The 20,491-nt window shown below is 36.3% G+C and carries 15 protein-coding genes and 2 tRNA genes; 11 read left to right on the top strand and 6 right to left on the bottom strand.

Annotated elements, in window-relative coordinates:
• The first annotated feature begins 27 nt into the window (after window positions 1–27).
• The 3 genes from B0E34_RS11045 to B0E34_RS11035 all read left to right on the top strand — a co-directional run bounded on the left by B0E34_RS11045 (window position 28) and on the right by B0E34_RS11035 (window position 4,219).
• Entirely contained in the window at window positions 28–258 is a 231-nt protein-coding gene (locus B0E34_RS11045) for a hypothetical protein (RefSeq protein ID WP_175608809.1), read from the top strand.
• Window positions 259–294: 36 nt separating this feature from the next.
• Window positions 295–2,829 (top strand): hypothetical protein, encoded by a 2,535-nt coding sequence (locus B0E34_RS11040; RefSeq protein ID WP_185117457.1) that lies wholly within the window; start codon window positions 295–297, stop codon window positions 2,827–2,829.
• Window positions 2,830–2,926: 97 nt separating this feature from the next.
• On the top strand, window positions 2,927–4,219 hold the full coding sequence (locus B0E34_RS11035; protein ID WP_087709443.1) for a glycosyltransferase family protein: 1,293 nt from the start codon (window positions 2,927–2,929) through the stop codon (window positions 4,217–4,219).
• 268 nt (window positions 4,220–4,487) lie between these two features.
• On the opposite strand, the gene B0E34_RS11030 is transcribed toward B0E34_RS11035, so the two are convergent.
• Window positions 4,488–5,126, bottom strand: a complete 639-nt coding sequence (locus B0E34_RS11030; protein ID WP_087709441.1) for a hypothetical protein — start codon at window positions 5,124–5,126, stop codon at window positions 4,488–4,490.
• Window positions 5,127–5,301: 175 nt separating this feature from the next.
• Here B0E34_RS11030 and B0E34_RS11025 point away from each other — a divergent pair, with 175 nt between their 5' ends.
• Window positions 5,302–6,264, top strand: coding sequence for a YpdA family putative bacillithiol disulfide reductase (locus B0E34_RS11025; RefSeq protein ID WP_087709559.1), 963 nt, complete (start codon window positions 5,302–5,304; stop codon window positions 6,262–6,264).
• 195 nt (window positions 6,265–6,459) lie between these two features.
• Here B0E34_RS11025 and B0E34_RS11020 read toward each other — a convergent pair whose 3' ends face one another.
• The 3 genes from B0E34_RS11020 to B0E34_RS11010 form a co-directional block, all read right to left on the bottom strand.
• Window positions 6,460–8,613: a TonB-dependent receptor gene (locus B0E34_RS11020; RefSeq protein WP_228423061.1), complete on the bottom strand. Its 2,154-nt coding sequence runs from the start codon at window positions 8,611–8,613 to the stop codon at window positions 6,460–6,462.
• A gap of 254 nt (window positions 8,614–8,867) precedes the next feature.
• On the bottom strand, window positions 8,868–10,100 hold the full coding sequence (locus B0E34_RS11015; protein ID WP_371263850.1) for an MFS transporter: 1,233 nt from the start codon (window positions 10,098–10,100) through the stop codon (window positions 8,868–8,870).
• Between the two features lie 154 nt (window positions 10,101–10,254).
• Window positions 10,255–11,928 (bottom strand): glutamine--tRNA ligase/YqeY domain fusion protein, encoded by a 1,674-nt coding sequence (locus tag B0E34_RS11010; protein WP_087709437.1) that lies wholly within the window; start codon window positions 11,926–11,928, stop codon window positions 10,255–10,257.
• Window positions 11,929–12,590: 662 nt separating this feature from the next.
• Between B0E34_RS11010 and B0E34_RS21325 the strand changes: the two genes are divergently transcribed.
• Window positions 12,591–12,740, top strand: a complete 150-nt coding sequence (locus B0E34_RS21325) for a bacteriocin-like protein (protein ID WP_157967241.1) — start codon at window positions 12,591–12,593, stop codon at window positions 12,738–12,740.
• Here the strand turns inward: B0E34_RS21325 and B0E34_RS11005 are convergent.
• Together B0E34_RS11005 and fbp are read right to left on the bottom strand one after the other, a co-directional pair.
• Window positions 12,737–13,741: an o-succinylbenzoate synthase gene (locus B0E34_RS11005; RefSeq protein WP_087709436.1), complete on the bottom strand. Its 1,005-nt coding sequence runs from the start codon at window positions 13,739–13,741 to the stop codon at window positions 12,737–12,739. The genes B0E34_RS21325 and B0E34_RS11005 overlap by 4 nt on opposite strands.
• A complete protein-coding gene (gene fbp, locus B0E34_RS11000) occupies window positions 13,741–14,757 on the bottom strand; it encodes a class 1 fructose-bisphosphatase (RefSeq protein WP_076392274.1) in 1,017 nt (338 codons plus the stop codon). The genes B0E34_RS11005 and fbp overlap by 1 nt, the downstream gene beginning before the upstream one ends.
• Before the next feature lie 313 nt (window positions 14,758–15,070).
• Between fbp and B0E34_RS10995 the strand changes: the two genes are divergently transcribed.
• The 6 genes from B0E34_RS10995 (at window position 15,071) to B0E34_RS10970 (ending at window position 20,489) form a co-directional block, all read left to right on the top strand.
• Entirely contained in the window at window positions 15,071–16,309 is a 1,239-nt protein-coding gene (locus B0E34_RS10995) for an aspartate kinase (RefSeq protein ID WP_087709434.1), read from the top strand.
• 24 nt (window positions 16,310–16,333) lie between these two features.
• On the top strand, window positions 16,334–18,160 hold the full coding sequence (locus B0E34_RS10990; protein WP_087709432.1) for a bifunctional lysophospholipid acyltransferase family protein/GNAT family N-acetyltransferase: 1,827 nt from the start codon (window positions 16,334–16,336) through the stop codon (window positions 18,158–18,160).
• Window positions 18,161–18,273: 113 nt separating this feature from the next.
• Window positions 18,274–18,346: transfer RNA gene (locus tag B0E34_RS10985), tRNA-Phe, on the top strand.
• 119 nt (window positions 18,347–18,465) lie between these two features.
• A tRNA-Phe gene (locus B0E34_RS10980) sits at window positions 18,466–18,538 on the top strand.
• A gap of 135 nt (window positions 18,539–18,673) precedes the next feature.
• Window positions 18,674–19,849, top strand: coding sequence for a thioredoxin family protein (locus B0E34_RS10975; RefSeq protein WP_087709430.1), 1,176 nt, complete (start codon window positions 18,674–18,676; stop codon window positions 19,847–19,849).
• Between the two features lies 1 nt (window position 19,850).
• The gene (locus B0E34_RS10970; RefSeq protein ID WP_087709428.1) at window positions 19,851–20,489 is read left to right on the top strand and encodes a DUF3575 domain-containing protein; all 639 of its coding nucleotides are present in this window, start codon (window positions 19,851–19,853) and stop codon (window positions 20,487–20,489) included.
• Window positions 20,490–20,491 lie beyond the last annotated feature (2 nt).

Genomic DNA, 20,491 nt, shown 5'->3' with positions numbered 1-20,491 from the left:
CATTAAACCTTAAATATTTTTATTATGATGAAACATATTTTTGAGTTTGTACTCGCAACCATTATCATCTATTTTGTGTGGAATATTTTGAAGAGAATCTTTTTCAAAAAATTTCACAGCTATCTGTTTAACCAGAACAGAAACGAAAACAGAAGGGAGCAGGATATTAAAAACTCAGACAATACGAAGAAAAAAATCAACTGGGACGCAGAAACCGTTGATTATGAAGAGGTAAAAGAAAACAACAATAAAAGGTAAAAATTCCGAAAAAATATTTAGATAATAACCATCAACATGGCGAAAAATAAAAACCTGATTTATATTGCAATTTCATTAGTTGTATTTATCGTTTTAGCATTTTTATACTCCACTCCTGTTTTTACGGGAAAGCAGCTTTTTCAGCATGATATCGTGCAATATCGAGGCGGTGCAAAAGAGCTTCTCGATTACAGAGCCGATACCGGAAAAGAAACCTACTGGAGCGATTCCATGTTCGGAGGAATGCCGACGTATCAGATGGGAAGTCAGTTTAACGGAGACATCATCAAAAAAATCGATTCCAAACTGAATTTTCTGCCAAGACCGGTTAATTATCTTTTTCTTCTTTCCGCAGGATTTTTCCTTTTGGGAATGGTTGTGGTAAGAAACTGGAAATATGCTCTTTTGGGAGCTACTTTTTTCGGACTTTCCACCTATTTTTATATTGCTATTGCAGCGGGACACAACGGAAAAATCAATACCATTGAATATTTCGCGCCGCTCTTAGCAGGAATTTTACTTGTCTACATCCGGAAACAATATATTTGGGGCTTCATTGTCACAACCCTATTTATGGGGCTTCAGATTGCTGCAAACCACCCACAGATGACGTATTATCTTTTCTTAGCGTTAGGATTTTTATTCCTTTCTGAGCTGATAAGAGGTATTCTGAAAAAAACACCAATGAAACACTTCCTGATTTCGTCCGGAATTGTTGCCGCTTCATGTTTAATCGGAGTCGGAATGAATTCTCAGAGAATCATGGCGAATTCAGAGTACATCAAAGAAACCGTTCGTGGAAAGCAGATCCTTACGAACAGCAGCAATACAGGCGGAGATTCCGGAATGGATAAAGAAAGCATGCTGATGTGGAGCTACGGAAAACTGGAAACTTTAAACCTTTTCATCCCGAGATTGATGGGAGGCGGAAGTCAGGAACCGGAAGGAAAAGAAATGATGGCTAAAATTCAGGAATTGGTTCAGGAAAACGTAAGCTCACAAGCTGAATATGACAGAATTTCCAAAGGTTTCGGAAATCTAACCTATTGGGGAGATCAGCCGGGAACTTCAGGACCTGCTTATCAGGGAGCTATTGTTTGTTTTCTTGCGCTTTTAGGATTCTTCATCGCATGGAAAAAATACCGCTACTGGATTTTAGGAGCATCTATTCTTACCGTATTTTTAGCTTGGGGAAGTAATTTTATGGCTCTTTCTGACTTTTTCATTGATTTTGTGCCTTTTTATAATAAATTCAGAGCACCTTCTTCTATTTTGGTGGTTGTAGAATTATTATTCCCTTTAATTGCGATCATCGGATTATACAGATTCTTCACAGATAAAACACTCACACAGGAATACAAACAAAAAACACTTCTTTACGTAGGCGGCGGAACTTTAGGTTTTGTATTGATTTTACTGATTTTCGGAAAATCTTTATTAGGATTTCATACCGATAATGAAAAAACATACCTTCCTCCTTTCTTACTGGATTATCTTATAGACGAAAGATTTAAATTATTCAGAATTGATGCTATTAAAGCATTCATTTATGTTGCGATTGCAGTTGCTGCTTTATTTCTTGTTTTAAAGCAAAAGCTGAATCAGAACATTGCTCTGGTAATTATCGGAGTAGTCAGTTTATTCGATCTTTGGACGGTTAACAAACGTTACCTGAATGATGACAATTATGTTGATAAAATCTTTGCTGAAAATCCTTTCCAGACAGAAAGCTCAGATCTGATGGCTGAAAAAGTTCAGGGAAATCCAAATCTGGAGCCAATTTTAGCGAATGTAAATGTGAACAAAACATTAGAAACCATCGCCGAAAAAGACAAAACGCATTACAGAATTTTCAATAATATTTTAGGAACATTCAGCGAAACAAACACTTCTTATTTCAAATCTTCTATCGGAGGTTATCATGCGGTAAAACTAAGAAGATACGATGATGTAATCAACGAATATTTCCAGATCATGGATTCTGTAAAAGTTCCGAATATCCTGAATCTTCTGAATGCAAAATATTTGGTTTTAGGAGATCCGGAACAACCTCAGGCAATGCCGAATCCAAAAGCCAACGGAAACGCATGGTTTGTAAGCGATCTTAAATTCGTAGAATCTCCGAATCAGGAAATCAAAGCAATCGGAACCATCAACAGCAAAAGAACCGCTGTTATTTCCGCAGATGATAAGAAATATTTCGACGGAAAACCTGTTCAGGCAGACTCAACAGCCTTCATCAATTTAACGAAATATCAACCAAACGAACTGGAATTTAAATCTCAGTCTAAGACTCCGCAATTGGCAGTTTTTTCTGAAATTTATTATCCTCACGGCTGGAAATTCTTCATCGACGAAAAAGAAGTTCCTTACATTAAGGCAGATTATCTTCTTCGTGCCGTTCACGTTCCTGCGGGAAATCATAACGTGAGAATGGTCTTCGAACCGGAAGTTATCGAAAAAGGAAAATGGATTTCGCTTATCTGTTTTGGTTTGTTTATTCTGTTAAGTGGTTTTGGGATTTATTTTCTTTACCGCAAAAGAGACAAAAGACAAACGGAAAAGATTTAGAAATTCAATCCGATCTGAAAATTGCTGGATAATGAAATTAAATGAGATTCTTCATTCCGTTTCACTTCATTCAGAATGACAACAGAATTCATTATTAATGGAACCAAAAAAAATACTCATCATCACCTATTACTGGCCTCCTGCAGGAGGTCCCGGTGTGCAGAGATGGCTGAAATTTGCAAAATATTTACCAGAATTCGGATGGAAACCTGTGATTTATACACCGGAAAACCCGAGTTATCCTTTGCTGGATGAAAGTTTGATGAAAGATGTTCCGAAAGATTTAGACATTGTAAAAACAAAAATCTGGGAACCTTATCAACTGGCTGAAAAACTGAACAAAAGCAACAAAAAATTTAAAGCGGGACAGTTTGATGTCGGTAAAAACCAAAGCTGGAAATCTAAGCTTTCGATTTGGGTGAGAGGCAATTTTTTCATTCCCGATGCGAGAGTTTTCTGGGTAAAACCTTCCGTGAAATTTCTGGAACAATATTTAAAAGAGAATCAGATTGAGGTTGTGGTAACTTCGGGACCGCCCCATTCTTTACATTTAATTGGTTTAAATTTAAAAAAGAAACTTCCCAACCTGAAATGGATTGCCGATTTCCGTGATCCGTGGACAGAAATCTCTTATTACAAACACTTAAAACTGACCAAAAGTTCCGATCAAAAGCACCGTCAACTGGAAAGCGAAGTTTTCAGAAATGCAGATATTACGTTAGCAACAAGTTACACCGATGCTGAAAATTTTCGTAAAAACGGAGCCAATGCAATTTGTATTACGAATGGTTTTGACGAGTCAGACTCAAACAATCAAACACTTAAATCCTCCGACACTCAAACAAAATTCACATTAAGTTATATCGGAGTTCTGGAACAGTTGAGAAACCCTGAAAATCTCTGGAAAGCTCTGAATAATCTGGTTACAGAAAATGCTGAATTTGCTGAAAAATTTACCTTGAAGTTTGCAGGAAGAATTGATGATAAAATTCTGAATTCAATAGAACATTCAAACCTGAAAAATCATATTCTGAATTTAGGATATCTTTCCCACGACAAAGCGATTGAAGAAATGCAGACTTCGGAAATACTGCTCATCACCAACTTTCCGAACGATTCTTCCAAAGGAATCATCCCCGGAAAAATATTTGAATATCTGGCAACAGGAAAGCAAATCATTTCTTTTGGTCCTAAAGATGCGGATGTTTCGAAAATTTTAAATGAAACACAGGCCGGAAAACATTTCAGTTATGATGATTCCGGGAAAATTAAAGAGTTTATTTTAGAAAAATTTGAACTTTGGAAAGAAGGAAATCTTTCGGAAAACACTCAGAATATTGAACAGTTTTCAAGAAAAAATTTAACTAAAAAATTAGCGGAAATTTTATAATCACGAAGATTTTACATATTAAAGTACTGTATTGACATCACATTATGTTAGTATTAGAGATGTCACCCTGAGCTTGTCGAAGGGTCTCTACCGGAATAAGTTATTAACAATTCAGTTACTTATAAAACAACCATTTATAAGATTCTTCCTTCGTCAGAATGACATAGGATCGTCAAACTTCTTTCTGAATGAAAATTACTTTTAACAATGATACATTGTTTAAATATTACACTGAGCTTTCACAACATTGCAATTTTTTTAATTTATTCTAAATCGTCCACTGATCGTTAACAACACCAATAAGATAATACGTTCCCTGAAATTCTTCAAAAATCAGACGAAGGCATTTCCAGTCCATTCCGGAGTTGGCTTCTGAGCCTTTCATGAAATTTTCCGTAAAATCTGCATTTGGATAAATTTCCTTTACATTATTCAGAGAATTGCCTTTTCCCTGAAACTCATTTAAAGAAACCTGCGCTGTCGCAAAATCTTTGGAGTACACCCAGTCTGATAAATAATCATGGATAGTCGCTCTGTACAGATCTCCGGAACCGTCCATTGTTCCCCAAGTAAAAAGTGTTCTGGTAGGTTGATATCTGATAAAATCTGCTTTTGAAAATTTTTTGTCTTCTTTTGGATTCACAAAAGCGTACATCGAAAAACGAACTCCTTTTTCAGGGTGAATAAATTCCGCAAACTTCTTAAAGTTTTTATCCTTTAAAGCCTGTATAATGTCCTCATTGATTTTTTTTAAAGCCTGATCTTTGGTAATTTCCGTTCTACTGATGACTGTACTATCCGTAATGGTTTTGCCTTTAGCATTAACCTCATCATTAACGAATTTTTCAGGGTTCTTCTTACACGCAACCGCAGATAAAGCCAGCAAGGAAATAATTATTTTTTTCATGTTTTTAATTTCTGATTATCATTTACCAAAATAAATGCCATGCTTTTAGAATCGTTTTGAAAGTTTACTATTGAAGGAATTTCATATTTTTCGAATAGATGGTCATTATGAAAAGAATAGTTTTTTGCTTTTACTGAAAAAGCCTTTGTTGATGGGTTTTCCTTACATTTGCTGTATGGAAATTTTAGATATTCTTATCATCGGAGGCGGACCGATCGGGCTGAACTGTGCACTGGAAGCGCAGAAAAATAATCTTTCTTATCGGGTTATCGAAAAAGGAACCATCGTTAATTCTCTGTACAATTATCCTTTGTATATGCGGTTTTTCTCAACTGCTGAAAAACTGGAAATCGATGGAATTCCCTTTATTTCAACTGCGCCAAAACCCGGAAGACAAGAAGCTTTGGAATATTATCAGGGAATTGCGAGACAGCGGAATATCAACATCAATTTATATGAAAAGGTAGAAAAAGTTTCCAAAGAGAATGAAATTTTCATCATTGAAACTTCGAAAGGAAAATATTCCGCGAAAAACGTCATTATTTCAACGGGTTTTTATGATATTCCGAATCTGATGAATATTCCCGGAGAAGATTTAGCTAAAGTAAGACATTATTATACAGAACCTTATCCTTACGCAAAACAGAAAATCGTTGTGGTAGGTTCGAGCAATTCGGCGGTCGATGCTGCTTTGGAAACTTACAGAAAAGGCGCGGAAGTCACCATGATTATCCGACATTCCGAGATTTCAAAAAGTGTAAAATACTGGGTGAAACCTGATATTGAAAACAGAATTGCGGAAGGAAGTATTGCTGCTCATTTCAATGCCGAATTGATGGAAATTAAACAACATTCCGTTGTTTTTAAAAATGAAAAAGATGAATTGCAGGAAATTGAAAATGATTTTGTTCTTGCAATGACCGGCTATCTTCCTGATTTTGATTTTTTAAAAAATTCTGGAATTGAATTGCAGGGCGATTGTCTGAACCCGCTTTATCATCCTGAAACCATGGAAACCAATGTTCCGAATTTATATTTGGCGGGTGTAGTTTGCGGAGGAAAAGATACACATCTCTGGTTTATTGAAAATTCCAGAATTCATGCGGAAATGATTGTGAAAAACATACTTTCGAAATAATGTCATTGCGAGGAACAACGTGACGAAGCAATCTTTATCTATTTTTATTGTTTATCTTTAATTAATCATATATTTAGTTTTAGACAAGCTCAGTATAAACTTTTCACTCAGTAAAGAATCCAAAGTTTTTTTAATGATTACAAATTGCTGACAATAACATGAGATTGCTTCGTCGCTTCGCTTCTCGCAATGACATTAAAAATCAACCTTCATCCCCAATACAAAATTTCTTTTGGCAGCCGGATTGTAATAACGGTTTCCGAATGCATTAATATCGAAGCCTAAAACATACTCTTCATTGTATAAGTTTTGAATCTGAAGATATAAACTGACTCTCGTTTTTTCAAAATGTACAGGAAATCTGAATTGAATATTCCCAACCAAACTTGGTTCCGACCATACTGAATTGGCATCATTCAAAGGAATTTTTGACGTGTAAAAATGGGAATAATCTACCGAAAGTTTTCTGAAAAACGTAAAATTCAGCAAGCTGTTAATTGTTGTTTTGGGAACTCCGGTGATTTCATTTCCTGAAAAATTATTTACGTTCTGCTGATAATTTTTAAATGTAAAATCGTAAAAGCTTCCTGAAAACCTGAATCTGAAATGGCTTAAAAAGTTGTTTTTCAGATTGAAATTCTTCGATTCCATTAAAATTTCAACTCCTTTTTGAACGGTTTCTCCGGAATTGACGAAGTATTCCTGTCCGGCTTCGTTCTGCCTTCTCACAATTGCATCTTTCATCCGGAAATCAAAATAACTTCCTTCTACAAAAATATAGTTGCCGAATTGTTTTCGAATCCCGATTTCCTTGTTCCAGCCGAATTCGGGTTTTAAATTTGTATTAAACTGCTGATTCGAAGAGCGGATTTCTTCATTCGTCGGTGCAGAATTCCCCTTCCCTATTTTTCCGCGCACAGAAAAACCTTTTCCAAAAAGATAGGTAAACCCAAAATTAGGCAGCCATTGATTTTTAAAATGAATTTTTCCTTCTTCATTTCGGGGATATATCCGGTTCCAGTCGTAAGAATTTGAATTTAAACTGATGGAAATATCGGTGAATAATTTTTCGCTGACATTCAGTTTTTGAGAAAGAAAGAAAAATCCTGAAGTATTTTTAATCTGATCGAAATTCTGTGGCTTTCCTTCTGTTCCTCTGTTATTATCGTAATTTCTGACCAAAATATCATTAATTCCGCCTTCAAATCCCAATCGGTAGGCTAATGAAACAGTATTCCACTTTTTTTCGTAATTGAGATGCGTTCTTAGTGCAAAATTCTTTTCAAAACGGTTTTCATAATTGGTGATAAACGGATTTTCAAAATCGACATAAGAACCCTGAACCAACATAAAATGGGAGAAATCCGGACTGAACTGATAATCATTTGAAATTCCTGCCAAAATCATTTTATTACGGATTCCGGCATCCTGTTCTTTTGCACCCGGAACTGTTTTGGTTGCCGGTCTTGCCTGTTTCCTGCTGATCTGCATCTGTTCTAAAGTAAGTCCTCCCGGAGTCTGATAATCGAGATCAGCATACAAAATCATGGCTTTGAGCAATCCATTTTCTGAATATTGAAAATTGTCTTTTACAAAAATCTGCTTTCGCTGAACCTTTGACTGTTCCCGATAAGAATCGGTCTGATAATAGTTCTGAAAAACGTGAAAAAAGTGTTTCCCAATGTGTTTGGAAAGATCAAAACTCTGGTTAAAGGTTCCATAACTTCCAATTGCCAGATTTGCGGAAATCTGATCTGATTTTCTGGTCTGAAGCAAAACAGTTCCGCCCGTTACGGCGCCGTAATCTCCGCTTTCAGAACCTTTATATATTTCCATCCGGTTGATGAGTTCAGGAGAAATAACATTAAAATAGGTGTTTCCCGAAGCATCGGACAGGATGAAATCGTCGAGATAAACTTTCACATTCCGAACGCCAAAAGGCGACCGCAAAGTGCTTCCGCGAAGGGAAATCCTGTAACTTCCGGGAGAACGTTCTTCCATTCTGGCTCCTGCAATCTGATTGATGGATTCGAGCATTCTTTCGGGTGTATTCTGGTTAAGCAGATTTTCTGAAACCACAGCAACCGACTTTGTGGACGAAATAAAAGTTGTGGGTTTCTTGTAGGCATCGATTCTGACTTCTGAAATCAGTGCTGCAGAATCTCTTTTTTGAGAAAACAGCAGGGAAACGGAACATAATGAAAATAGAAAGCAGAGTTTTGTCATCGAATGAAGGGAAGCAAAAACTGTACTTTTCTGTGTGGAAAATATAAATTCGCAGAAGATTTGTTTAAAATACCGTGAGTTGGGCTTCAGAAGAAATTGATGATGCGTTTTGGCTAAAGCCAAATTTGTTTCTTACTCCGTTACAATAAAAAGTCTGTCAACATTTTTTTGTGACGGACTGAATTTCTTAGGGTGTGTTTTCCTTCGCGTGAGGGATGCGGCGGGCGGCGGCGAAGACGCCGGTGCGAGTGAGGAACGAACGAGTACGGAAGCGAAGCGAACCCCAAAGCAGCCCGACCCGAATTGTAGGGGGAAACCTCATAGGTTTTAAAAACCTATGAGGTTTAGCTCCGGAATGAGGGACACGCCCAAAATATTTAAGATTCTGCGTGTTTTCTGTCGCCAATCATCCACGGAACAATGTAATAAAATGCACTGGCAATGATTGTGGCTAAAACTCCTGTCCCGATCCATAATATGGTGAATCCGAATCTTTCGGCGATGAACGTTCCCAAAGTAGGGGTTACAATAAAGGCGATGGAGAATGAAATTCCGTTCAAGCCCATGTAAGCTCCTTTGTTGTTTTTTCCGGAGCGTAATGCTGTGATGGTTGACATAAATGGCAAAGCCCAGATTTCTCCTACGCAGAGAAGGCTCATGGATACAACCAAAGTCACGATACTGTAATCAAAACCAAGCATGGCATAAGCAAATCCGCAGATGAAGGTTCCCAAAAGCATTGTTACTGCAAGACTGAGATATTTTTCGGCAACCTGTACCAATCCCATTTCGAGTAAAACGACTAAAAAGCCGCTGTACCCCAAAATATATCCTATACTTTGCTGACTTAAATGCGCCGTGTCTTTGTAAAAAATAGTCAATGTACTGAACAACTGGAAAAAACAGATTGAAAAAAGCATACAGAAAAAGCAGTAAACCAGAAATTTACCATCGCGGTAAGGCGAATTTTCTTTTTTAATTTCTATGGCTTCCTGTACTTTTCGGGCTTTTAATTTTGCCAGCATGTTTCGTTTTCTGAAAAAGACGATGTATAAAATTCCCGCCACCAAAGCTGTAAAAGCATTGCTGAAAAATAAAAATTCGTAGGAAATTGCCGATAAAATACCGCCCAAAGCGGGACCGATGGAAAAGCCTAAATTAATTGCCATCCGGTTTAAGGAAAATGCTCTGGTTATGTTTTCGGGTTTTGCATATTTTGTAATGGCAACCGAGTTTGCAGGACGGAAGGAATCGCTTACAATGCTTTGCAGCAAAATAATGGTCGCCACTCCTATTTCTGTCTTAAATAGAGGAATCATACAAAATAAAGGCACACTGAGCAATAAGCTGAGATACTGAACTCTGTATTCTCCGATTCTGTCTGTAATAAATCCGCCCAGCCAAGAACCAATTACCGAACCGATTCCGAAAAAGCTGAGTACAACTCCAGTATTTTCGATACTGAATTTTAAATGATCGGTCATGTAAACTCCCAGAAAAGGAAGTACCATGGAACCTGCCCGATTGATGAGCATAACCAAAGCAAGCATCCAGCTTTCTTTTGAAAGCCCTTTGAATGAGTTGGTGTATAAGTATATAAGTTTCACAATTTTTAATTTTAATTATTTTTTTAAACACTAATGAAGCAAATGTTTTTTACGGATAACGCCATTTTTTGGTGGTCACTTTTGTTTCGTTAGGGTTAAAAACAAAAAACAGGGCTTAAAAATAAGCCCTGTTCATTTATATAATATCAATGAATTTTTACTCCGGCTTATAAGAGTCTTTTAACGTCACAGTTCTGTTGAATACAAAGTTTGTATCCGTAGAATCCTGATCTTTCGTGAAATAGCCAATTCTCTGGAATTGAAGAGGTTCTCCAACTGCCACATCTTTTAAGCTTGGTTCAGCAAATCCCTGAATGGTAGTTACAGAATCCGGATTGATAAAGTTTAGGAAATCTACATCTTTCTCTGCATCTGGCTGTTCCACTGTGAATAATTTGTCGTAATTTCTTACTTCCACAGGAATTGCGTGTTTCGCAGATACCCAATGAATGGTTCCTTTTACTTTTCTTAAACTTTCTTCTGTTCCGCTTCCTGACTTGGATTTTTCGTCGTAGGTTGCGTAAATGGTCGTAATGTTTCCGTTTTCGTCTTTTTCTACTCTTTCACCTTTAATGATGTAAGCAGATTTCAGACGAACTTCTCCGCCTAACTTTAGTCTGAAGAATTTGTTGTTTGCTTCTTCTTTAAAGTCTTCACGCTCAATATATAATTCTCTGGAAAACGGAATTTCTCTTGTTCCTGCATTTTCCTGTTCAGGATTGTTTTCTGTTTCCAGCCATTCTTCTTTTCCTTCCGGATAGTTTTCAATGACTAATTTGACAGGATCCACAACCGTCATTACACGTTTTGCGACTTTATTAAGGTCTTCACGAACGCAGAATTCCAGTAACTGAAGTTCAATAAGATTTTCTCTTTTGGCAACTCCTACTTTTTCAATAAAATTCCTGATGGAAGCAGGGGTAAAACCTTTTCTTCTCATTCCGGAAATGGTAGGCATTCTCGGATCATCCCAACCGTTTACTACATTTTCGGCAATCAGCCTCTGTAGTTTTCTTTTGGAAGTAATCATGTAAGAAACGTTCATTCTCGCGAATTCTCTCTGCTTGTTTTTCACTTTTCCTTCTTCGTACACCTGATCCAAATACCAGTTGTATAAAGGTCTGTGGTTTTCAAACTCTAAAGAACACAGTGAGTGAGAAATTTGTTCAATATAATCGGATTCACCATGCGCCCAGTCGTACATCGGATAAATTTTCCAGTCGGTTCCTGTTCTGTGGTGAGGTTTGTTCAGAATTCTGTACATCACAGGATCACGCATATTCATATTCGGTGAAGTCATATCGATTTTTGCACGAAGAGACATAGAACCACTTTCGAATTCGCCGTTTTTCATCTTTTCGAATAAATCTAATGATTCTTCAACAGGACGGTTTCTGAACGGAGATTCCACACCCGGCTCTGCAGGATTTTTTCTCTGTTCGGTAATCACTTCAGAAGGCTGCTCATCTACGTAAGCTTTTCCTTCTTTTATTAACTGAACTGCCCAATCGTAAAGCTGCTGGAAGTAATCGGAGGCGTACAAAACTTTATCCCATTTGAAACCCAACCATTCAACGTCTTTCATAATAGAATCTACAAATTCCTGTTCTTCTTTTTCAGGGTTCGTATCGTCGAAACGAAGGTTTACGGGAGCATTGTATTTTTCACCCAAACCGAAGTTGATGCAGATCGCTTTGGTGTGACCTACATGCAGATAACCGTTTGGTTCAGGCGGAAAACGGAAACGGAGCTGATCTTTTCCCAGACCGTTTGCCAAATCATCTTCGATAATTTGCTCAATAAAATTGAGTGATTTTTTTTCTTCTTCCATTAAATTTCGCTTTTAATTGCTCTATAATACGGCAATTTGCAAATTTATGAAATTTTGAGGGTTTATGGAAATAATAATGCAAAAGAGTAATAGTGGATTTGCATTTCTTTTGGGTTACATTTTTTGCAGATATTAAAATTTCAAATAAAAATAACATCAATACTTTCTAAGAATTAACAAAACAAAAGAAATTTATACCTGTAAAAGTAAAAATAAAAGAAAAAAAACTCCAAACAGCTATTATACAACAGTTTACAATTTATTAAAGAAAAATGTTAAAAAAATAAAAATTATGCATTGACTTTTGGCATAAAGATTGTAAATTTATTACCACAAAAATATTAACATTTTATATTATGAAAAAGGTTAAAAGTAAGTTTTCTTTATTTTTGGAATACATTAAGAAAGCGATTTTTGTAAAAGATGTTATCTAATCGCCAATCACCTAATTTATAAACACTAAGATTATACGACTGAAAACTACAAATTAAAAATCTCAAAACAATTTCCGAAAGTTACACAAAGTTCTAATGTACTTTGGATGTATTCTATATACTTTAACTTATATTATTCACTTTAATGTGTGTTAATATAAGTTAAAGTTGTTGTACATTAAAAAAAAGAAATTCATATTTACATTACAAAACCAAAAAAATGTTTCTATGAAAAATCTAAAAAAACTTAAGAAGAGTGATTTAAAAACAATCAAAGGAGGTATTGTTCCCATCGGCTGTCTTAACTGGAATCCTAAATTAAGATGCTGCAGAACATGGGATGAAGAACATTACAACAATCCTGTTTGTGAAATCTAATTTTTAAACCACAGTAATTCTCCTTTCAGATCGAGATTTGATTCGAAATTATTAACAAATAAAGTTCCGGTTCCCAATCCTTGCGGCATCGGGCTTTTTTTTGTAAAAGTATACTGAGCAATTGCGTTCAGCCCGATATTACTTTCCAGTGCTGATGTAATCCACCATCCTATATTGCGTTCTTCAGCCAGAGAAATCCATTCATCAGAACCTGAAAAACCTCCTGCCAAAGCGGGTTTTAAAATGATATACTGAGGATTTACGGTTTCTAGTAATTTTCTTTTTTCATTAAAATCTGTAATCCCGATCAGCTCTTCATCCAAAGCAATCGGAGTAGGCGTTTCAAGACATAATTCTGCCATATCGTTCCAGTTTCCTGCTTTTATAGGCTGCTCGATAGAGTGAATATGTAGATCGGCTAATTGCTGTAAAACGACTTTTGCTTCCTCTTTATTAAAACCACCATTTGCATCAACGCGTAGTTCAAGCTTTTCTTTTGAAAATTTTAATCTCAGTTTCTGAAGAATCTCATGCTCGGATGTCCAGTCGACTCCTATTTTCAGCTTGATGCAGTGAAAACCTTTTTCCAGCTTATCCTGAATCTGCTCTTCCATATAATTGATGTCGCCCATCCAGATCAGACCATTAATGACGATCGGAGTCTTCCCTTCTGTAAAATCACTTGGGAAATACAGGTTTTCACCATTTTTCAAATTCAGAACAGCCTGTTCGTATCCGAACCAAATGGAAGGAAATTCTTTCAGTTCCTCTTTTAAAAACTCAGTTTCCTGCTGAATATTTTCACAAAGCCATTTTAATTTACCTTCATAATCCGGTCTGTCGTCAAAACTTAATCCTCTGAAAATTGCGCACTCCCCTATTCCTTTTTTTCCATTTTCTGAAATTTCGAGAATAAAGGTCTCTTTTTCAAGCAAAACGCCGCGAGATGTTCCACTCGGGCGTTTGAATTCTAGTAAACATCTTGAATATTCTGCTTTCATTATTTTACACTGTCAATTCGCATAAATTCTTCCGCTTTCTCCACCATATCAATACTTCCGCAGAAAAACGGAATTCTCTGATGCAATTCTGTCGGTTCAATTTCAAGGATTCTTCTGAAGCCGTCTGTTGCTTTTCCTCCTGCCTGTTCTGCAAGGAATGCCATCGGATTACACTCATACAGCAATCTCAGTTTTCCGTTCGGAGCCTGCGAATACGAAGGATAGATATAGATTCCGCCCTTCAGCATATTTCTGTGAAAATCTGCTACCAACGAACCAATATATCTTGAAGTATATGGTCTATCTCCTTCTTCCATCTGGCAATATTTAAGGTAATTTTTTACGCCCTGAGGAAATTTGATATAGTTTCCTTCGTTAATGGAATAAATTTTCCCTGTTTTTGGGAAAGTCATATTCGGATGAGACAGATAATACGTTCCCAGAGAAGGATCTAATGTAAATCCGTTCACTCCGTTTCCTGTGGTGTAAACAATCATTGTGGAAGATCCATAGATAACATATCCTGCTGCAATCTGGTTAACGCCTTTCTGTAAAAAGTCTTCCAACTGAACCGGAGTTCCGGGCTCTGTAACTCTTCTGTAGATTGAGAAAATGGTTCCTACTGAAACGTTTACATCAATATTCGAAGAACCGTCAAGAGGATCAATCAGCACCACATATTTGCTTAAATGTCCGTTTTCGCCACATTTAATATCAATGAAATCATCGTTTTCTTCGGAAGCGATTCCACAGACAACCTCTCTCTGAGACAAAGCGGTAATAAAAATTTCATTGGCAATTACATCCAGTTTCTGCTGCTCTTCTCCCTGTACATTCTGGTTTCCTGCAGCGCCTGCGATGTCTACAATTCCTGCTTTATTTACTTCTCTGTTTACTACTTTTGAAGCAAGTCTTATTGCACTCAAGAGACGGGAAAACTCTCCCGTGGAATACTGAAAATCATCCTGTCTATCAATAAGAAATTCTCCTAAAGTCTGTAATGGTTGCTCTGACATATTTTGCTTTTTACGTTTTCTCCAAATTTCGTAAAATTTATTACAATTTAAAAGAATAATTAATAAAAGACCTTAATTACTGTATATCAATACAATACAACGACACAAGCCTATTAAAAAAAATCTTAAGCTGGAATTAACATTCCCTTTTTATTGTGGCAATCGGAATAATTTCTGCTTATTGATAATTTTAATAAAATCTTAAGGCTACGACAAGATTCTGCTCTTTCATATCTCGTTGTAAATGTCTAATTTTGTCACCCGTAAAATATTCCCACAAATTTTATCTAACAATTTTATTATTAACAATTTAATGAAAATTTTCAAGTTTGGTGGAGCATCGGTAAAGGATGCCGAAAGTGTAAAAAATGTAGCCATGGTTTTAAAAAGCCAGGGATTTGCCAAATGTCTGCTGGTAATTTCAGCGATGGGCAAAACGACCAATGAGTTGGAAAAGGTTATAGAACTTTATTTCAAGAAGGATAACTATCAAACTGAAATTGAAAAGATAAAACGAAAACACATTGAGATCGCGGAAGGATTATTTCCCGAAAATCATGCGGTTTTTGCGGAAATCAATTTATTTTTTGATGATATTGATTCTTTTTTAAGAAGAAACAAATCTCCAAACTACGATTTTGTTTACGATCAGGTGGTAAGCTGCGGGGAAATGATTTCTACGAAAATTGTGAGCGAATATTTGAATGAAATTCAGTTTACCAATCAGTGGCTAGATGCAAGAGATTATGTAAAGACAGACAATTCTTACAGAGAAGGTGTGGTAGACTGGGCAAAGACGGAAGAGTTTATTTCAAACTTAAATAAAGAAATCTGCTACGTAACGCAGGGATTCATCGGTTCGGATAATAACAATTTTACGGTAACATTAGGAAGAGAGGGTTCTGATTATTCTGCCGCGATTTTTGCGTATTGCTTAAATGCAGAGGCTATGACGATCTGGAAAGACGTTCCGGGCGTAATGACGGGAGATCCGAGAAAATTCAAAGATGTAACGTTGCTTTCTAATATTTCATACGAAGAAGCTATTGAAATGGCGTATTACGGAGCAAGTGTGATTCACCCGAAAACATTACAGCCGCTTCAGCAGAAAAACATTCCTTTTTACGTAAAATCTTTTGTAGATCCTACAAAGGAAGGAACAAAAGTAGGTGCTTCGGAAAAAAACCAAAGCGAAGAATCTTATATTTTAAAGGAAAACCAGACTTTGCTTAAAATTTCCACAAGAGACTTTTCATTTATCGCAGAAGACCATATGAGTCTTATTTTCGGATATTTATCCAAGTACAAAATTAAGGTTTCCCTGATGCAGAATTCTGCAATTTCATTGGCTTTATGTCTTGAAGATAAATTCAATACCGTAGATGAATTAAATGAAGAACTTCAAAAAGTATTTAAAACAGAAGTTATAAAAAATGTATCTTTATTTACCGTAAGAAATGCAAAAATAGAGAACATAGATAAATTTTACCAGGAAAAAAGTGTATTATTGGAGCAGATTGCGAAAAATACGCTTCAAATGGTAACACAATAAAAACTAATTGCGACTAAACACAATATGAGTTTAATTTCGAAAAACGATCTGATAAAGGCTTCCGGCTTAAGTAAAATAGGATTTTTAAAGAATCCTGTAGCATCTGCTGTGATGAGCATTGCTAAAATAAACGAAGTAAATAAATTATACGACAAACTAAAAGACAAGGAAGGCAAAGACTTTTTCGACTCATTTGTAAGAGAGCGCAACTTAAGCTATATCGCTTTTGAAGAAGATCTGGCAAAAATTCCGAAAACGGGACCGTTTATTCTGGTATCCAATCATCCGCTTGGCGCGATTGACGGAATTTTAATGTGCAAAGTTCTGTCAGAAGTACGTCCGGATTTTAAGGTGATGGGAAATTTCCTTCTGGAAAAGATCAAGCCGATGGAGCCGTACGTTATTGCGGTAAACCCTTTTGAAGGCAGAAAAGAAGCATACAGCAGCTCTTCCGGAATGCGGGAAACGTTAAAGCACCTGCAAAATGGAGGCTGTGTAGGAATTTTCCCTGCAGGAGAAGTTTCCAATAAGAACAATCCTTACGGTGAAATTCTGGATAAAGAATGGGAAAAACCGGCATTAAAGCTCATCAGAATGGCAAAAGTGCCGGTCGTTCCTATGTATTTTCATGCAAAAAACAGCAGGATCTTTTATCAGGTAGCGAAAATTCATCCTAATTTGCAGACCTTGATGCTTCCGGCAGAAATGATGAACGACAGGGAAAAACCGATCAGAATAAGAATCGGAAAACCTATTACCGTTAAGGCGATGGATGATATGGAAACCATCGAGGAACTGGGAGAATTTCTGAAACGTAAGGTGTATATGATGAAATCTTACTACGAAAAGAGAAAATCTTTGGCGCAAAGTATCAATCTTAAAAATCTTTCGGTAAAATTCCCTTTACTAAGAGAAGAAAATATCGTTCAGAATATCATCGACGAAACTCCGAAAGAAGATATTTTAAAAGACATTAATAAACTGAAAGGCACAGATAAGATGTTTTTCAGCAACGGAAATTATGAAGTTTATTTTACCACTTACGAAGAAATTCCTTCAATAATGCGGGAAATCGGAAGACAGCGAGAGCTTACCTTCCGTGCAGTGGGTGAAGGAAGTAATCTGCCGTTCGACCTTGATGAATACGACAAACATTATCATCATCTTTTTCTTTGGGACAGTGCCGCTGAAAAACTTGTAGGAGCTTACAGAATGGCTTTGGGTAAAGAAGTGATGAAGAAATCCGGCATCAAAGGTTTTTACACCAGTTCTTTATTTGAATTCGAGCAGGACATTCATCCTTTTTTCAAAAAAGTGATCGAAATGGGTCGTGCATACATCTGTCAGGAATACCAGCAGAAGCCGCTTCCGCTTTTTCTTTTATGGAGAGGAATTGTGCATGTCTGTTTACGAAATCCGGATCATAAATTTTTAATGGGCGGTGTAAGTATTTCCAATAAATTTTCAGAATTTTCCAAATCTCTGATGATCGAGTTTATGCGTTCGAATTATTATGATTCCGCAGTAGCACAGTATATTACTCCAAGAAACGAATACAAAGTAAAGCTTCGCGACAGGGACAAGCATCTGTTTTTCGAAGAAATGGAATCTGATCTGAACAAGCTGGATAAAATCATTGATGATCTGGAACCAGAACTTAGATTGCCTGTTTTAATTAAAAAATACATTAAGCAAAATGCTAAAGTTATCGCATTTAACGTAGATCCCAACTTCAATGATGCGATCGACGGACTGATGTATATCCGAATAAGTGATCTTCCGGAAAGCACGATTAAGCCTGTATTAGAGGAAATGAGCGAACAGATAAGACGCGAACAGGAAAATAATTAAGTTGAAAATCAGTAGGTTTTTAAGTTTTGTTAAAAAAAGTCTTGTTAATACTTGCTTCATATACTAAAACTTACTACTTTTGCATCACTTTAAAACAACGAAGTAACAAGAATGGTTTCTTAGCTCAGTTGGTAGAGCAATGGATTGAAAATCCATGTGTCCCTGGTTCGATTCCTGGAGAAACCACTTAAAAAACCACCTGTAAAAAGGTGGTTTTATTTTCAAAGTTTTAAATAAAATTTGCCAAGGTTAATAATAATTATTATTACTTTTGCACCACTTCAAAAAAGAAGCAAAAATTAAATGGTTTCTTAGCTCAGTTGGTAGAGCAATGGATTGAAAATCCATGTGTCCCTGGTTCGATTCCTGGAGAAACCACTTAAAGTCATCTCATTTGGGATGACTTTTTTTATTTTTTATTTCACATTGTTAAATCGTAGTTAATCCCATCACAATAGCATCTCCTTTACGTTGAAATTAAGTATCTTCGCTTTTTTAAATTTTATTTGAAAAATGAAGAAGATTATCTCCGGTTTATTGTTATTTTCTGCCATCACGGCATTTGCTCAGGAAGCCATTAAATTTGAAGAACTGCCTTTTAAAGACCTTATTGCAAAGGCAAAAAAAGAAAAAAAGATTGTTTTTCTGGATGCCTATGCTTCATGGTGCGGTCCGTGCAAAATGATGGAAAGAAATGTTTTTACACAGAAATCGGTCGGAGATTATTTCAATGCAAATTTTGTGAACGCAAGATTTGATATGGAAAAAGGAGAAGGAAGAGATATTGCGGCAAAATACGGAGTACGCTCCTATCCTACTTATCTTTTTCTGAATGGCGACGGAGAGCTTGTTTCCCAGAATTTCGGCTACATGGAAGAAAGTATGTTTCTGACGATGGCGCAGGATGTAAATTCTCCTAACAACAAAAAAGGTTCGCTGAAAGAACGTTTTGCGAAAGGTGAAAAAGATCCCGATTTTCTGATCAATATTATGAAACTCAATTCCTCTTCGGATTTTAATTTTGCCAAACAGGCATCTGAAAGGTATTTTGAAAATAAAAAAGCCACTGAAGAATTTTCAAAAGACGACGTTGGTCTGTTGCTATTTTTCTTAAAATCTACTGAAGACAAAAATTACAAAGTTTTTACAGACCGAAAAGCTGAAATCATCAAATTTTTACCGGAAGAAACGTATAAAGAATTTGACAATCAGATCAAGCTTGGCAAAATTATGGAGCAGTCTATCGATCAGCAGAATAAAAAAATCAATGATGATTACTTCATGAAAAACGCAGAACCTCTTGTAGGAAAGCATGATGCGGAATTGAAACTCAACCAGATAAAACTTGGCTATTATGAGCAAAATTCGAATTTTCCGGAATACGAGAAAGCAGCTTTAGCCTATTACAGAAATTCAGAAGCGTTTGAACCTAATGAATTATTAAAAGCAGCATGGGTATTTGCGGAACACGTAAAAACCCCATCATCCCTGAAAAAAGCGGCGGAGTGGGCTGAAAAATCTGTGATGAGAGGCGAAAGTTCTGAAAACACATATATTCTTGCGAAACTTTATTTTCTAACCGGAAATAAAGAAATGGCAAAAACATACGCAGAAATGTCTAAAAATATGGCAACACAGGCTCAGAAAGATTCTACTTTAGCCGATGAGCTACTAAAACAAATAAAATAAAATGCTTAAAATAAGATTGATTGCAGGGATTTTAACCGTGTTTTTTTTAGGAACACTCAATGCACAGGAACAGGAACCACAACCGACTTCTGAAAAAAGTGTATACCTTAAAGGAAATGCTTTGCTAATACCTGTAGGAGTTATAAATGTAGGATTAGAGCATCAGTTAAATAAAAAATTCACGGTACAGGGCGATGTTTTAATTTCTCCGTGGAAATCTTTTGCCGGACATGAATTGCAGTATTACTCCGTTTCGCTGGAAGGAAGATATTATTTTGATGAAGCCTTCAAACATTGGTATATCGGAGGAAATATTGCAGGTTCCCGCTTTATTGCGCAAAAGTGGAATTACTGGAGTGACGGCACTTTTATTGATGAGAAAAATGGAAATGTCTACCAATATTCTGATATATATCAAAAAGGTTATTCCATCATAGTTGGAATTACAGGGGGCTATCAGTTTAAACTTGCTGAAAACTGGAACATGGATATTTATGCAGGAATCGGAACTTCTCAGGATTTTTATAAAGGCTATGTACGCTCGACGGGAGCTCGTTATGACGTAGCGGAAGGCTTTAACAAAAGCGGGGAAATTCTTCCTTACAGAGGCGGTGTCATGATTTCTTATAAACTAAAATAAAA

Origin of the sequence: Chryseobacterium mucoviscidosis, from assembly GCF_002177115.1 — a bacterium.
Lineage (GTDB): Bacteria > Bacteroidota > Bacteroidia > Flavobacteriales > Weeksellaceae > Chryseobacterium > Chryseobacterium mucoviscidosis.
Note: the sequence above shows the minus strand (reverse complement) of the source record. Positions and strands in the feature narration are given on the sequence as shown.